Below are 13,897 nucleotides of genomic sequence, written 5' to 3' on the forward strand. Positions count from 1 at the left end.
GGCAGCAGCTCCGCCAGCGCCGTGCGCGGCTCGGCGCGCGGCCGCGCCTGCTTGGCGCCGAGCAGCAGCGCCGCCGCGTCCCGCCCGGGCAGCAGGTCGAGCGTGATCGCCTCCTCGGGTCGCCAGTAGGAGGAGGCCTGCAGGATCGCCGGGCCCGAGAGGCCGCGATGGGTGAAGAGCATGGCTTCCCGGAAGCGGCTTCGCCCGGCTGCCGCGACGACATCCAGCGCGACGCCGGCCAGCGGCCGCATCAGTGCGAGGTCCTCGCCTTCGAAGGTGAGCGGCACCAGCCCTGGCGCCGGGGTGACGAGCGGCAGCCCGAAGCGGCGGGCGAGGTCGTGCGCGAAGCCGGTCGCGCCCATCTTCGGGATGGAGAGCCCACCGGTCGCCAGCACCAGCGCGGGAGCGGCGAAATCGCCGCGATCGGTTGCGACCTGGAAGGCCTCGGCGCGGGTCACCTCGGTGACGCGATGCGCGACGCGCAGGTCGACCCCGGCCGCCGAAGCCTCGGCCAGCAGCATCGCGACGATCGCGCGCGCCGAGCCGTCGCAGAAGAGCTGCCCGAGCGTCTTCTCATGGAAGGGGATGCGATGCTTCGCGACCAGCGCGATGAAGTCCTGCTGGGTGTAGCGCGCCAGCGCCGCGCGGCAGAAATGCGGGTTCCTCGACAGGAAGCGGGTGGGCTCGACGCCGAGATTGGTGAAGTTGCAGCGCCCGCCGCCGGAGATCAGGATCTTCTTCCCCACCTCCTCCGCATGGTCGAGCAGCAGCACGCGCCGGCCGCGCTGCCCCGCCGTGATCGCGGCCATCAGCCCGGCGGCGCCGGCGCCGATCACGATGGCATCGAAGCGTTCCACCGGCGCCTTCTGGCACGCCCTGGCGTGCCCCGCAAAGCTGGGCTCTAAATCGATGTGCTGATCGCATCACGGAGAGAAACGCGATGATCGTCGAAGAGCGCATCTACACGCTGCACCCCGGCCAGGCGCCGGCCTACGTCAAGGCCTATCAGGAGGAAGGGCTGGCGATCCAGAAGCCGATCCTTGGCCGCCTCGTCGGCTACTACATGACCGAGTTCGGTCCCCTCAACCAGGTGATCCACATGTGGGCCTATGACAGCCTCGCCGAACGCGAGGAGCGGCGCGCGAAGCTCGGCGCCAGCGAGGCCTGGAAGGCCTATATCGCCAAGGTGCGCGGCATGATCGTCACCCAGGAGAACAAGATCCTGGTCCCGGCGCCCTTCCTCGAGGTGAAGTGGCAGGACTGAGCCGGGAAGCAGATCGCCGCAGGGCGCGCAGCGGCCGGAGGCGTGAATCTGTTCGCCAGACATGCCTCCGGTCACGGGCGTTTGCCGCCCGTGACCGCGGCCGCATGATAAGATCGCGCCATGCGACGCCTGCTGGCCCTGTTGCCCCTTCTCGCCGCCTGCGCCGATCGCGGCGCGGAGTTCGACGCCCGCATGGCCGGCTATATCGGCCGGCCCGAAAGTGAGCTGGTGATGGGCCTCGGCGTTCCCGACCGGGTGCAGGAGCTGGAAGGGCGCCGCTTCCTCGACTACGAGCTGCGCGGCGGCTATGGCGGCCCGACACTCACCCCTTCTTTCGGCTTCGGGTTCGGCAGCTTCGGCGGCGGTGCGGTCTGGGGCACCGGGGTCGGGCTCGGGATCGGCGGTGCCGCGCCGCCCCCCGCCTGCGGGGTCACCTTCGCGCTGCGCCAGGGCCGGGTCGAGAGCTTCACCCGCCGTGGCACGGGTTGCGCCTGATGGGGTGACGGCGCCGCCCAGGCAGCGCAGGATCACGGGTCCCCTCCATCGCAGCCGCTGGAAACGCCCATGATCGACCTTGCCGCCAAGAGCCTGAACGGGCCCGTCATCCGCCTGCATCCCAAGGACAATGTGGTGGTGGCGCGGGTGCCGGTCGCCGCCGGCACCTCGATCCCCGGCGAGAACCTGCTGGCGCGGCAGGACGTGCAGGCCGGCTACAAGATCGCGACCGAGGCGCTGAAGAAGGGCGACCCGATCCTGAAATACCAGGTCACCATCGGCTTCGCCGCCGAGGACCTGCCCGCCGGCACCATGCTGCACAACCACAACATCGAGTTCCGCGAATTCGACCGCGACTACGCGATCGGCCGCGACTACGTGCCGGTCGAGCCGATCCCGGACGCCGAGCGCCTGACCTTCGAAGGCTATCGCCGCGCCGATGGCCGCGTCGGCACCCGCAACACCATCGCGATCGTCTCCACCGTGAACTGCTCCGCGACGGTCAGCCAGGTGGTCGCGGAGCATTTCACCGCCGAGCGCCTGGCCGAATTCCCGAATGTCGACGGCGTCGCCGCCTATACCCATTCGACCGGCTGCGGCATGGAGCTTTCGGGCGAGCCGATGCAGCTCCTGCGCCGGACGCTCGCAGGCTACATGCGGCATCCGAATGTCGGCGGCGTGGTGCTGATCGGCCTCGGCTGTGAGCGCAACCAGATCCTGACCCTGCTCGCCGACCAGGGCATGGAGCCCGGTCCGCTCCTGAAGACGCTGACCATGCAGGAGATCGGCGGCACCAGGAAATCGATCGAGGCCGGCATCGGGGCGGTGCGCGAGATGCTGCCGGAGGTGGACAAGGCGCGGCGCGAGACGGTCTCGGCGCGGCACCTGGTGGTCGGGCTGCAATGCGGCGGCTCCGACGGCTTCTCCTCGATCACCGCCAACCCGGCGCTCGGTGCCGCGATGGACCTGCTGGCCCGCCACGGCGGCACCGGCATCCTCTCCGAGACGCCGGAGATCTACGGCGTCGAGCACACGCTGACCCGCCGCGCCGCAAGCCGGGAGGTCGGCGAGAAGCTGATCGAGCGCATCCGCTGGTGGAAGGACGAATACGCCGCCGGCCGCGACACCCAGATCAACGGCACCGTCAGCCCCGGCAACCAGAATGGCGGTCTCGCGAACATCTTCGAGAAGTCGCTGGGATCCTCGATGAAGGGCGGCACCGGCCCGCTGATGGCGGTCTACCGCTATGCCGAGAAGGTCACGCAGCCCGGCTTCGTCTTCATGGACACGCCGGGCTTCGACCCGGTCTCCGCGACCGGCCAGATCGCCGGCGGCGCCAACATGATCGCCTTCACGACCGGCCGCGGCTCCATGTACGGCGCCAAGCCCGTCCCCTCGGTCAAGCTCGCGACCAACACGCCCATGTTCCGCCGGCTGGAAGAGGACATGGACATCAATTGCGGGGAGGTCCTGGACGGCACCTGCACGCTGCAGCAGATGGGCGAGCGCATCCTGCACCTGCTGCTGCGGGTCGCCTCCGGCGAGAAGACCAAGAGCGAGGAGCTCGGCCTCGGCCGGCATGAATTCGCCCCCTGGCAGATCGGGATTGCCGGCTGAGACTGGCCGCCCGACTCGCCTTAAGGGCCTTGACCGAGCCGGCCCGGTCGAGGCTCCATGGCGCCCGATGCAGCTCGTTCCCGTCCCGCGCGGCGACGACGATACGCTCTGGGCCGTGATCGCCACGGCCGGGCGTCAGAACCGCGTCGCCGAGGTATTCCGGTCCCGCAACGCGGCCCTGGCGGATCGCGAATGGCGCGCGCAGCAGGTGACCGCCTATGCGGATTTCCTGGCGCGCGCCAGGCAGCCGGTGCCGCATTACTCGGTGGCGCCGATCCGCCGCGCCGACCTGCCGCGCAAATGGACCCCCCTGCCCGCGCTGGGTTTCCTGCGCGGGCAGTTCATTTAGGGGGCGTTGCGCCTTACCGCTGGGTCCAGGCGATGCCGTCCTGCACGGTGAAGGACAGCGTGCTGACCAGGCGCAGCCGCGTATAGGCACCCTCGCCGCTGCCGCCGGCCTGCTCCTCCGTGTGGATCGCCTCGGCCACATAGCGGCCGGCCCAAGGGGTCTCGAAGGTCACGCGGCCATTCGCGTCGGTGCGCAGGCTGCGCTGCCAGCGCGGCGGGGCGACCAGCGTCACCTCGGTGCGCGGCAGGGGCTGCCCGCGGAGGGTAAGGATGAACTCGTTGCCGCCGGCAACCACGGGGACAAGCTCAAGGTCCATGGCGGCCCGGGTTTCGCTGCGGCCTTCCCGGGCGAGCAGCACGCCCTTGGTGCGGTCCGGGCTGCCCTGGCGTCCGAAGGGCGCCAGGCTCTGCTCGACGAGGCGGATATCGGCGCTGCCGGCCGGCGCCGCGATTTCCAGGTGATCGGCCCGGCGCTCGATCGGCAGCGATGCCTGCGGATCGGCGGCGAAGGCGCGCGGGCCGCTGATGCGGTCGAGCAGGCCCCCCGTGCGCTCCCGCAGGTTCTCGACCGGCTCGCCGAAATAGGCGCGGACGGTCTGGCCATCCCGCTCCAGCCAGACCTGGTGGGCCCCGGCCTGGGCTGCGAAGAGGATGGCGGCGGCGGCCAGCAGCGTGCGCTTCAGCGTCATGTGACTTCTCCTTGGTTGTCCGCGCGTCAGATCCGGGCGGCGAGAGCGGCGAGCCCGGTGAGAATGGGCGCCACGGGCGCAAAGCCGGCGGCGATGCGGGGCGCATAGGGCAGCAGCAACACCAGCGGCAGCGCGGCCGCGGTCAGCAGGCCGCACCAGGCGGCCGGGCCGATGACCCAGCCCCAGGACGCGACGCAGGCCGGGAAGGAGGCGGCGAGCAGCGTCCAGCCGATCAGGCGCAACGCCAGGCGCCGCTTGGGGGGGATGCGGCGGCTGCCGAACACCTCGCCATGATGGCGTTCCATCGCGAGGCAGAGTGCCGCGAAGCCGGCATAGGCCAGCGCCAGGGCGAACAGCATCGTCACTCCGCAAGTGCCGGCATGGCGCGCCTGCCCTCCGCGGCGCGGTTCGGCGTGGCGGCAGGCCGGGACCGGCCGACGATCCGGGCGGTCGCGCCCAGGAGCACGCCGAACACCAGCAGCATCAGGTCCACGCCGGCCAGTACCCAGTTCCCCGCGCGGAGCGTCGCACCGAGATGGCTGTGCGTGGTCGCGGCATTCACCAGCGGGACCGCGAGGAAGAGTACGGCGCCGGTCCAGAGCTGCTCCTGCCAGGCGCGGCGATGGCGGCGCAGCAGCGGGTGCAGGGCGGCGATCCCCCAGGCGATGAAGAAGCAGCGCACCTCCCATTCCGCGCGCTGCGGCAGGTCCACGGGCAGCAGCCGGTTGGCCAGGAAGAACACCGCGACCGCGATCGGCAGGCCGGCGATGGTGCCGACATTCAGGATCTCGACGAGGCGCGCGCCCGGTCTGGAAAGCGCCCCTGCCTTCTGGCGCTGCTTCACCGCCCAGAGGATGGTGCCGGTCGCGACCATCGCCGTGCCCATGAGGCCGCAGAGAAAGAGCAGCGCGCGCACCGCGCCGTCGCCGAAGCGGCCGATGTGGAGGCCGTACATCACGCCGCGGGTCTCATCCGCCGGGGCGTCCGGTTCCCGGGCCGATTGGAAGGCGCCCGTCGTGCCGTCGAAGATCACGGTGCGGCGGCTCACCGAAAGCCGCTCGCTGTCGCGCTGTGCAAGCAGGATCGTGGCGTTCGCATCGCCCGGGTTGCTGACGGTGATGCGCCCGACCTGCCCGCCCTGCCAGCGCCGCGAGGCCTCATCGAGCAGCGGCATGATGGGCGTGAGCGGCGCCGCCTGACCCGAACGCGGCCCGGGCTGCTCGATGCCGAAGACGGCGGCGTTGAAGGCCTGACGCTGGCCGTCGAAATTCGTCATGATCGCCCAGGGCATGGTCAGGATCATGAGCGTGACCAGGCCCGTGTAGGTGATCATCAGGTGGTAGGGCAGCGCGAGGACGGCGAGGATGGCATGGCCGTCGAGCCAGGAGCGTTGCCCCTTGCGCGGTCGGAAGGTGAAGAAATCCGCGAAGATCCGCCGGTGCGTCACGATGCCGCTGACGATCGCGACCAGCATGAACATGGCGCAGAAGGAGATGATCCAGCGCCCCCAGAGCGGCGGCATGCTGTAGAGCTGGAAATGGAAAGCGTAGAAAAAGTCGCCGCCGGCGGTGCCCCGCGCCGACAACTCGCCTCCGGTCCTCGGATCCATCTGGATCAGCCGGAAGCCGCGCTCGGCGGTCCTGTCGCGCCAGAAAGCAGTCGCGACCGGATTGTGCGCGGTCGGCAACTGGATGTTCCAGCTCGGCACGTCCGGCGCCCGGCGCTGGAGCTCCGCCAGGATCACTTCGGCGGCCCGCGGGTTTGGCGCCGCGCCATGCAGTTCCGGGCGCATCCAGAGCGAGATCTCCGGGCGGAAATAGCTCACGGTGCCGGTCAGGAAGACGGCGAAGAGCACCCAGCCGACCAGGAGCCCGCTCCAGGTGTGCAGCCAGGCCATGGATTGGCGGAAGCCGTGTTTCATGCGCCGTGCCCCATGCGCAGCAGAAGGAAGATGCCGCCGAGCAGGACAATCGGAATGGCGATCCCGATCCACGCACGGAGCGCGGTCGCGGCCGCGAAGACCCAGACGACGGCGCCGGTCATCACCGCGAAGCTCGCCATCATGCCGGTGAGCGCGGCTTCCGCAGGGGATGTCGGCAGGCCCACCGCCAGGCAGACGGAAGCGAGCGCCGCGGCGGCATAGCCGCCGAACAGGGCGGCGACGGTCCGCGACAGGATGCCGAGGATGCGAAGCCGCTCGCTGGCCGGTGCCGCGCTGCGCGCCATCGGCCGGTTACCAGCTATAGGCCAGGGTCGCGAAGACCGTGCGCCCGGTGCCATAGGTGCAGGTCGTCGAGCAGGCCGCGAGGTAGGTCCTGTCGGACAGGTTGCTGCCGTTGACGGCAAGCCGCCAGTTCTGCCAGTCGATGCGCGCCATGGCGTCGTACAGCGTGTAGCTCGGCACGTGGTAGATGCTGCCGCTCTGGTTGTTGCCGAGCGTATTGCCCTGGTACCGCACGCCGCCGCCGAGGGTCGCCGTCACGCCATCGGCAATCCGGAAGGTGTAGTCGGTCCAGAGCGAGGCCGAATGGTTGGGCGTCGCGGTCGGGCGATTGCCAAGCGTCGCCGTGGTGCTGCGGGTGATCTCCGGCTCCTGGTAGGTATAGGCCGCGATCACGCGCCAGGCGTCGGTCAGCGCGATATTGGCCTCGAGCTCGATGCCGCGGCTGCGCGCCTCGCCGGTCTGGATGTTGAAGCCGATATGGTTCGGATCGCCCGTGCTGACGTTCTGCTGGGTCAGGTCATAGAGCGCCATGGTGAACAGGCTGCTGCGACCCTCGGGCTGGTACTTCAGCCCGACTTCCCACTGCTGCCCCGTCGTCGGCTCGAAGTTGCGGCCGAAGAAGTCGGTGCCGGCGGTCGGCAGGAAGGAGGTCGAGTAGCTGACATAGGGCGAAAGCCCGATCGCCGAGGCGTAGAGCAGCCCGACGCGGCCGGTGAGGGCGTTGTCGTTCATGGTGGCATGCGTGCCGGTGATGTTGTTGCGCGTGTCGCCCCAGGCCCAGTCCTGCCGCCCGGACAGGGTCAGGACCCAGCGGTCCAGGCGGATCTGGTCCTGCAGATAGATGCCGAACTGGCTTTGCGCCTGGTTGTTGCTGGTGGTGATGGCGGGCAGCGGGACGGCGGCGCCGTAGACCGGGCTGAAGAGGTTCAGCGACGGCACGCCTTGCGCCGGCCCCGTCAGGCTTCCCGAGCGGTTCTGGGTAAGCTGCCAGCGGTAATCCAGGCCGAACAGCGCCGTATGCGAGACCGGGCCGGTGCTGAAGCGGTACTCCGCCGAATTGTCGACGGTGATGGCGTTGAAGATCGGCTCCCCACGGAAGGCGATGCGCGGCGACTGTCCGTTGGCCCCCACCGCGCCCGACGGGTAGATCGAGCGGTAATCGATATTCATGTGCATGTAGCGGAGGCTCTGCCGCAGCGTCCAATCATCGGACGGCCGATGCTCGAGCTGATAGCCGGCCATGTACTGGTTGCGCAGGAAGCGGTCGTAGCCGGGCTCGCCGCTGTTGCGCTCCCGCGGGATGGTGCCGAAACGGCTGGGGTTGATGGTGCCCGCCAGCGGCAGGAAGGCGGCGTTGGAGCCGGCATCGTCGCGCATGTAGCTGGCCAGCAGGGTGAGGTCGGTGCGGTCGCCCAACCGGAATCGCAACGACGGCGCCAGGTAGATCCGGTTGTTCAGCACGTCGTCGATCTGGGTATTGCCGTCGCGCACCAGTCCCGTGAAACGCCAGAGCACGGAGCCGTCATCGGTCAGCGCGCCGCCGAGATCGAAGTGGGTCTGCAGGCGCTCGAAGCTGCCGATCTGCAGCGCCACGGTGTTCCGCAGGTCGGGCTGCGGGATGCGGCTGATGGCATTGATGATGCCGCCCGGATTGGAGGAGCCGTAGAGCGCCGAGCTCGATCCGCGCAGCACCTCGATCCGCTCCATGCCCCAGGGCTCCAGGCGGAAGCTGGAAAAGCCGGTGAAGGCCGGCAGGCGCATGCCGTCGAGGAAGATGTCGGCCGGGAAGCCGCGGATGGCGAAATACTCGCCGCGGGCATCCTCACCGTACTGCTCGAGATTGGTGCCCGCGGTGTAGCGGGTGGCGAGGCTGAGCGAGGTCGCGTTCAGGGTGTCCATGCGGTCGCGCGTGATGACGGTGACCGATTGCGGCGTCTCGTTCAGCGGCGTGTCGGTCCGGGTCGCGGTCGCGCTGCGCGTCGCGACCGGCCCCCGCACCGGGCCGCGCGCGCTTTCGCCCTCGACGCGGAGTTCCGGCAGCGTCGTCGCGGACGCCTCGCCGGTGGTCTGGGCGGCGGCATCGGCCGCGATCAGGGACATCGCCGCGGCCGGCACCCAGCAGAGACGCCCCAGCACTGTCAGATGAGTCCCGATCACGCGCATTCATTCCCCGGCAAAGCTGACGCCGCGTTCGACGGCATGCCCGCGCCCTGATAATGCGAATCACTATCAACATCAATTGGTCAGGATCGGCCGGCGCCGGAGAGATTTCCTGCCGGAACGTCCGGCCTCACCGTCACGCGGGCGCGCTTGCTAGAACGCGACGCCTCGGCCCTGCGCGGTCGATGCCGTCCGTCGGCGGATAGCCGAGGACGAGCGGCCCGCCCGGCGCCTGGGGCGGCGCCTGAAACGGAACTGCAATGCTCTTGTCACTAAGTCGTCGCGACGGGCAGTCTAGGGGCAGAAGCACGCCGCGCACCGAACGAAAAAGGGTCCCCCGCATGCTTCGCCGTGCCCTCTTGCCGCTGGCCCTCGGCCTCGTCGCCCTGGCCGGCGTCGCCCAGGCGCAGACCCGCACCCGCCTGACCGTCTACACCGCGCTCGAGACCGAGCAGCTCGCGCCCCTCAAGGCGGCGGCCGAGGCGGCGGTGCCCGGAATCGAGGTCGCCTGGGTGCGCGATTCCACCGGCGTCATCACCGCCCGCCTGATCGCCGAGCGCCAGAACCCGCGCGCCGACGTCATCTGGGGGGTCTCCGCCTTCTCGTTGCTGCAGATGGAAGCGCTGGAGATGCTGGAGCCCTATACGCCGCAAGGCGCGGAGGCGCTCCGGCCCAACATGCGCTCCGACCGCAGCCCGATGACCTGGACCGGGATGGACGCCTTCGTGGCCGCCATCTGCTTCAACACCGCCGTCGCGCAGCAGCGTAACCTGCCGCGCCCGACCACCTGGGCCGACCTGCTGGCCCCCGCCTTCCGCGGCCAGGTGGTGATGCCGAACCCGAATTCCTCGGGCACCGGCTTCCTGACCGTCGCCGGCTGGATCGGCGCTCAGGGCGAGGCCCGCGCCTGGGACTACATGCGCGGCCTGCACGACAACATCCAAGTCTACACCCACTCCGGCAGCGCGCCCTGCAACAACGCGGCGCGCGGCGAATACGGCGTCGGCATCTCGCTCGACATGCGCGCGGTGACGCTGCGCAACCAAGGCGCTCCGCTCGAGATCATCGTGCCGACCGATGGCGTCGGCTACGACATCGAAGGCACCGCGATCCAGCGCGGCACCCGCAACCTCGATGCGGCGCGGCGCTTCGTGGACTGGAGCGTCTCCCGCCAGGCGGCGGAGCTCTATGGCCGCTGGTACGCCCTGCTGGCGCTGCCCGGTGTGCAGCCGGCGGTGCGCGGCTATCCGGCCGAGTTCGAGCAGCGCCTGGTGAGCCAGGACATCCGCGCCGTCGCCAATGAGCGCGAGCGCATCCTGCGCGAATGGGCCAGCCGCTTCGACGGCAAGTCGGCGCCGCGGAACTGATGGCCATGCGCAGCGGCACCGTGGTCGCGGCCGACGGGGCGGCCGCGCGGCAGGCCGAGGCGCCCTATCTCGTGGTCCGGCAGGTGGCGAAGAGCTTCGGCACCTTCGCCGCCCTGCACCGGGTCAGCCTGGCGATCGACCCCGGCGAATTCGTCGCCTTTCTCGGCCCCTCCGGCTGCGGCAAGACGACGCTGCTGCGCGCGATCGCAGGGCTCGATCCGCCCTCCTCCGGCACCATCACCCAGGCCGGGCGCGACATCACCGCGCTGCCGCCGGAGCAGCGCGATTTCGGCATCGTCTTCCAGTCCTACGCCCTGTTCCCCAACCTGACGGTCGCCCGGAACATCGCCTATGGCCTGCGCGGCCGCGCCTGGCCGCGCGACCGCGCGAAGGAGCGCGTGGCGGAGCTGCTGGTCACCGTCGGCCTGCCCGAGCAGGCCGACAAGTATCCGGCCCAGCTCTCCGGCGGGCAGCAGCAGCGCGTGGCGCTGGCGCGCGCGCTCGCCAACGAGCCCGGCCTGCTGCTGCTGGACGAGCCGCTCTCGGCACTCGATGCCATCGTGCGCGTCTATCTCCGGCAGGAGCTGCGCAGCCTGCAGCGCCGCCTCGGCGTCACCACCATCATGGTGACCCATGACCAGGAGGAGGCGATGAGCGTCTCCGACCGCATCGTGGTCATGAGCCAGGGACGCATCGAGCAGATCGGCACGCCGGAGGAGGTCTACCGCCGCCCCACCTCCCCCTTCGTCGCGGGCTTCGTCGGCCGCTCCTCCCATTTCAACGCCAAGGTCGACACCCCGGCCGGCATGCTGGTGACGCGGGACGGGCTCCGCATCGAGGCCCGGGGCATCGAGCGCCTGCTCTACGGCCAGCCGGTCGAGGTCTTCGTCCGCCCCGAGGATGTGCGCATCGGGCCGGAGGCCAGCGTGACCCCCCGCCACCTGGAAGGCCAGGTGGTGCATGTCGAGTTCATGGGCGCGCTGGCCCGCATCTCGCTCGAGGTCGGACGGCTCAGGCTCGATTCCGATGTCCCGGCCGGGATGCTCGGCGCGCTCGGCGCCTTCGTCGGCGCGGCGCTGCCGGTGGCGCTGCCGCCGGAATCGCTGATGATCTTTCCAACCGATGTCTGACTTGGCGGCCCTGCTGCCGGCGCCGGATGCGGTGCGGCCGCGCGCCTCGACGGCGACGCGGGTGATGCGCGGCGGGCAATGGCTGGCGCTGCTGGCGCTCGGCCTCGCCCTGCTGCTGCCGATGGGCACGCTCCTGTCCCGTGCCTTCGGCAATGCCGCGGGCGAGTTCGTGTGGTTCGCGAATTTCGCCGCCTATGTGACGACACCCTCGCTGCTCGCCGCCGCCTGGAACAGCGTCTGGACCGCGGCGCTGACCACGGCCCTCGTGATCCCCCTCGCCTTCTTCTATGCCTATGCGCTGACCCGCAGCCGGATCCCGGCCAAGGGCGCGTTTCGCGCCGCCATGCTGATCCCGATCCTGGCGCCGTCGCTGCTGCCGGCGCTGGCGCTGATCACGCTGTTCGGGAACCAGGGACTGCTGAAGGGCGCGCTGCTCGGCTACCCGCTCTACGGGCCGGTCGGCATCATCATGGCGCAGGTCTTCGCCTGCTTCCCGCATGCGGCGATCATCCTGGCGGTCGCCCTCGGCACCGCGGACGGGCGGCTCTACGAAGCGGCGGCGGCGCTCAAGGCCTCAGCCTTCCGCACCTTCCTGACGGTGACCTTGCCGCAGGCGCGCTACGGGCTCATCTCGGCGGCGATCGTCGTCTTCACCCTGGTGATGACCGATTTCGGCGTGCCCAAGGTCATTGGCGGCCAGTTCCCGGTGCTGGCGACCGATGTCTACAAGCAGGTGGTCGGGCAGCTCGACTTCAACATGGGGGCGGTGGTCGGCATCGTCCTGCTGCTGCCCGCGGTCATCGCCTTCCTGATCGACCGCTGGGCCCAGCGGCAGCGCGAAGCGACGATGTCGGGCCGCGCCGTCGTCTATGCGCCGAAGCCGAACCTGGTGCGCGACTGGCTCTGCCTGCTGCATTGCCTGGCCGTGGCCGGGGTGCTGCTCGGGCTGACCGGCGTCGCCGCCTGGGGCTCGCTCATCACCTTCTGGCCCTACAACCTGACCCTGACCTTGGCGAACTACGACTTCGCCAATTTCGACCCGGCCGGCTGGGGCGCGGTCTGGACCTCGGTCAGGCTCGCGACCCTGGTCGCCGTCATCGGTGCGCCGGCGATCTTCACGATCGCCTGGCTACTGGAACGCGGGCCCAAGGGCGGCCCGGTGCCCGGGCTGCTGCGGCTGGCCGCGACCGTGCCGCTGGCGATCCCTGGCCTGGTACTCGGCCTTGCTTACATCCTTTTCTTCAATCACCCGGCTAACCCGCTGAATTTCTTCTATGGCGGGCTGGTGATCCTGGTCGTGAACTGCCTGACCCATTTCTACACAGTCGGCCATCTGACCGCCGTCACCGCAATCCGTCAGCTCGATCCGGAATTCGAAGCAGTCGGCGCCAGCCTCAGGGTGCCGGTCCTGGTCACCTTCGCGCGCGTCACGGTGCCGATCTGCCTGCCGGCGATCCTCGACATCGCCGTCTACCTCTTCGTCAACGCCATGACGACGGTGAGCGCGGTGATCTTCCTCTATGGCCCCGACACCAAGCTCGCATCGATCGCCGTCGTGCATATGGATGAGGCCGGGCAAGTCTCCGCGGCGGCCGCCATGGCCTGCACCATCCTCGCCATCACCGCCGCGGTGAAACTCGTCCAGGTGCTGGCCGGGGGCCTCGTCGACCGCTCCACCCAGGCCTGGCGACAGCGTTGAGTGACGGCCCGCTGTCAACGGAGCTTAGCACCATCGTCACACATATGCCCCGGAACCGGCGCTAGAGCGCGGAACCCGCCGAGGATGCGCGCGTTTTTTTGCCTTGCCGCCCTGCCCTCTGGTCCAACCTAATTGTAACGGCCCCTGACACGGGGCTCTGCCGAACCGTCATCCTTTCCACGCCACCGCCATACAAGGGTCAGGTCCGCGCAACATGACGCCACCGAACGCTTCCTCCTCCCTGGCCCTCGACGACAAGCGCAGGGAGGCCGAAGCCCGGCCAAAGGGCCGCGGCGTGGCCCTGTTCTTCCGGCGATGGATGGCCAACCCGCTCCGCATGGGATCGGTGATCCCCTCCTCCCCGGCGCTCTGCAGGCGCCTCGTCCGCCAGGCCTGGCCGAAGGACGGCGAGATGGTGCTGGAACTCGGCTCCGGCACCGGCGTCATCGCCCGCGCGCTCCTCGCCGCCGGCCTGGCCCCCGAGCGACTCGTGGTGGTCGAGATCGAGCCCGACATGGCCGAGATGCTGCGCGAGACCATGCCCGGCGTCACCGTCATCGAAGGCGATGCCCGCGAGCTGCCGCGGCTGCTGCCCCAGCGCCTGCAGGACCGGATCGGCAGCGTGATCTGCGGCATCCCCCTGGTGCTCCTGCCGGTCACCGAACAGCGCCGCTTCATCGACGCCATGCAAGCCGTCGCCCCCGGCCGCGGCTTCCTCCACTACTCCTACTGCGCCACCTCGCCCCTGCCCTGGAAAAAGCACGACCTAGCCGCGAAGCGCGAGGAATGGACGCCCCTCAACTTCCCGCCCGCCAGTGTGTGGCGGTACACGCCGCGGGTTGGGTAGGGCGCGCCCTGGGGAAGGCTCTGCCTTCCCCAGACCCCATCCGCCAGGAGCATAGAT

Annotated in this window: 14 protein-coding genes; 8 read left to right on the forward strand and 6 right to left on the reverse strand. The window is 69.9% G+C overall.

What is annotated here, in order from left to right; genetic code table 11:
* Positions 1–857, reverse strand: an 857-nt coding sequence (locus GXW71_RS02815) for a BaiN/RdsA family NAD(P)/FAD-dependent oxidoreductase (protein WP_211850880.1), incomplete at its 3' end; no start/stop codon positions are given.
* A gap of 83 nt (positions 858–940) precedes the next feature.
* On the opposite strand from GXW71_RS02815, the gene GXW71_RS02820 reads away from it, so the two are divergent.
* From GXW71_RS02820 to GXW71_RS02835, 4 genes are all read left to right on the forward strand, one after another.
* A complete protein-coding gene (locus tag GXW71_RS02820) occupies positions 941–1,264 on the forward strand; it encodes an NIPSNAP family protein (RefSeq protein WP_211850881.1) in 324 nt (107 codons plus the stop codon).
* Between the two features lie 120 nt (positions 1,265–1,384).
* Positions 1,385–1,759, forward strand: coding sequence for a hypothetical protein (locus tag GXW71_RS02825; RefSeq protein ID WP_211850882.1), 375 nt, complete (start codon positions 1,385–1,387; stop codon positions 1,757–1,759).
* A gap of 69 nt (positions 1,760–1,828) precedes the next feature.
* The gene (locus GXW71_RS02830; RefSeq protein ID WP_211850883.1) at positions 1,829–3,376 is read left to right on the forward strand and encodes a UxaA family hydrolase; all 1,548 of its coding nucleotides are present in this window, start codon (positions 1,829–1,831) and stop codon (positions 3,374–3,376) included.
* 67 nt (positions 3,377–3,443) lie between these two features.
* Positions 3,444–3,725 (forward strand): hypothetical protein, encoded by a 282-nt coding sequence (locus GXW71_RS02835; RefSeq protein ID WP_211850884.1) that lies wholly within the window; start codon positions 3,444–3,446, stop codon positions 3,723–3,725.
* A gap of 13 nt (positions 3,726–3,738) precedes the next feature.
* Here the strand turns inward: GXW71_RS02835 and GXW71_RS02840 are convergent, their stop codons facing one another.
* The 5 genes from GXW71_RS02840 to GXW71_RS02860 are packed head-to-tail and all read right to left on the reverse strand — an operon-like array spanning position 3,739 to position 8,794.
* Complete coding sequence (locus GXW71_RS02840; protein ID WP_211850885.1) at positions 3,739–4,413, reverse strand: DUF4198 domain-containing protein; 675 nt, start codon at positions 4,411–4,413, stop codon at positions 3,739–3,741.
* A gap of 26 nt (positions 4,414–4,439) precedes the next feature.
* Positions 4,440–4,772 (reverse strand): DUF3325 domain-containing protein, encoded by a 333-nt coding sequence (locus tag GXW71_RS02845; RefSeq protein WP_211850886.1) that lies wholly within the window; start codon positions 4,770–4,772, stop codon positions 4,440–4,442.
* Positions 4,773–4,774: 2 nt separating this feature from the next.
* On the reverse strand, positions 4,775–6,334 hold the full coding sequence (locus tag GXW71_RS02850; protein WP_211850887.1) for a PepSY-associated TM helix domain-containing protein: 1,560 nt from the start codon (positions 6,332–6,334) through the stop codon (positions 4,775–4,777).
* The gene (locus GXW71_RS02855) at positions 6,331–6,639 is read right to left on the reverse strand and encodes a DUF3649 domain-containing protein (RefSeq protein WP_211850888.1); all 309 of its coding nucleotides are present in this window, start codon (positions 6,637–6,639) and stop codon (positions 6,331–6,333) included. Before GXW71_RS02855 ends, GXW71_RS02850 begins: the two co-directional genes overlap by 4 nt.
* A gap of 7 nt (positions 6,640–6,646) precedes the next feature.
* The gene (locus tag GXW71_RS02860) at positions 6,647–8,794 is read right to left on the reverse strand and encodes a TonB-dependent siderophore receptor (protein ID WP_211850889.1); all 2,148 of its coding nucleotides are present in this window, start codon (positions 8,792–8,794) and stop codon (positions 6,647–6,649) included.
* 344 nt (positions 8,795–9,138) lie between these two features.
* On the opposite strand from GXW71_RS02860, the gene GXW71_RS02865 reads away from it, so the two are divergent.
* The 4 genes from GXW71_RS02865 (at position 9,139) to GXW71_RS02880 (ending at position 13,840) form a co-directional block, all read left to right on the forward strand.
* Complete coding sequence (locus GXW71_RS02865) at positions 9,139–10,164, forward strand: putative 2-aminoethylphosphonate ABC transporter substrate-binding protein (RefSeq protein ID WP_211850890.1); 1,026 nt, start codon at positions 9,139–9,141, stop codon at positions 10,162–10,164.
* A 5-nt stretch (positions 10,165–10,169) separates the two neighbouring features.
* Positions 10,170–11,294 carry a putative 2-aminoethylphosphonate ABC transporter ATP-binding protein gene (locus GXW71_RS02870; RefSeq protein ID WP_246526230.1) on the forward strand — a complete coding sequence of 375 codons (1,125 nt, stop codon included), beginning with the start codon at positions 10,170–10,172 and terminating at the stop codon, positions 11,292–11,294.
* Positions 11,287–12,993, forward strand: coding sequence for a putative 2-aminoethylphosphonate ABC transporter permease subunit (locus GXW71_RS02875; RefSeq protein WP_211850892.1), 1,707 nt, complete (start codon positions 11,287–11,289; stop codon positions 12,991–12,993). Before GXW71_RS02870 ends, GXW71_RS02875 begins: the two co-directional genes overlap by 8 nt.
* A 214-nt stretch (positions 12,994–13,207) precedes the next feature.
* Complete coding sequence (locus tag GXW71_RS02880) at positions 13,208–13,840, forward strand: class I SAM-dependent methyltransferase (protein ID WP_211850893.1); 633 nt, start codon at positions 13,208–13,210, stop codon at positions 13,838–13,840.
* Positions 13,841–13,897 lie beyond the last annotated feature (57 nt).

It is taken from the genome of Plastoroseomonas hellenica, assembly GCF_018129085.1.
Lineage (GTDB): Bacteria > Pseudomonadota > Alphaproteobacteria > Acetobacterales > Acetobacteraceae > Plastoroseomonas > Plastoroseomonas hellenica.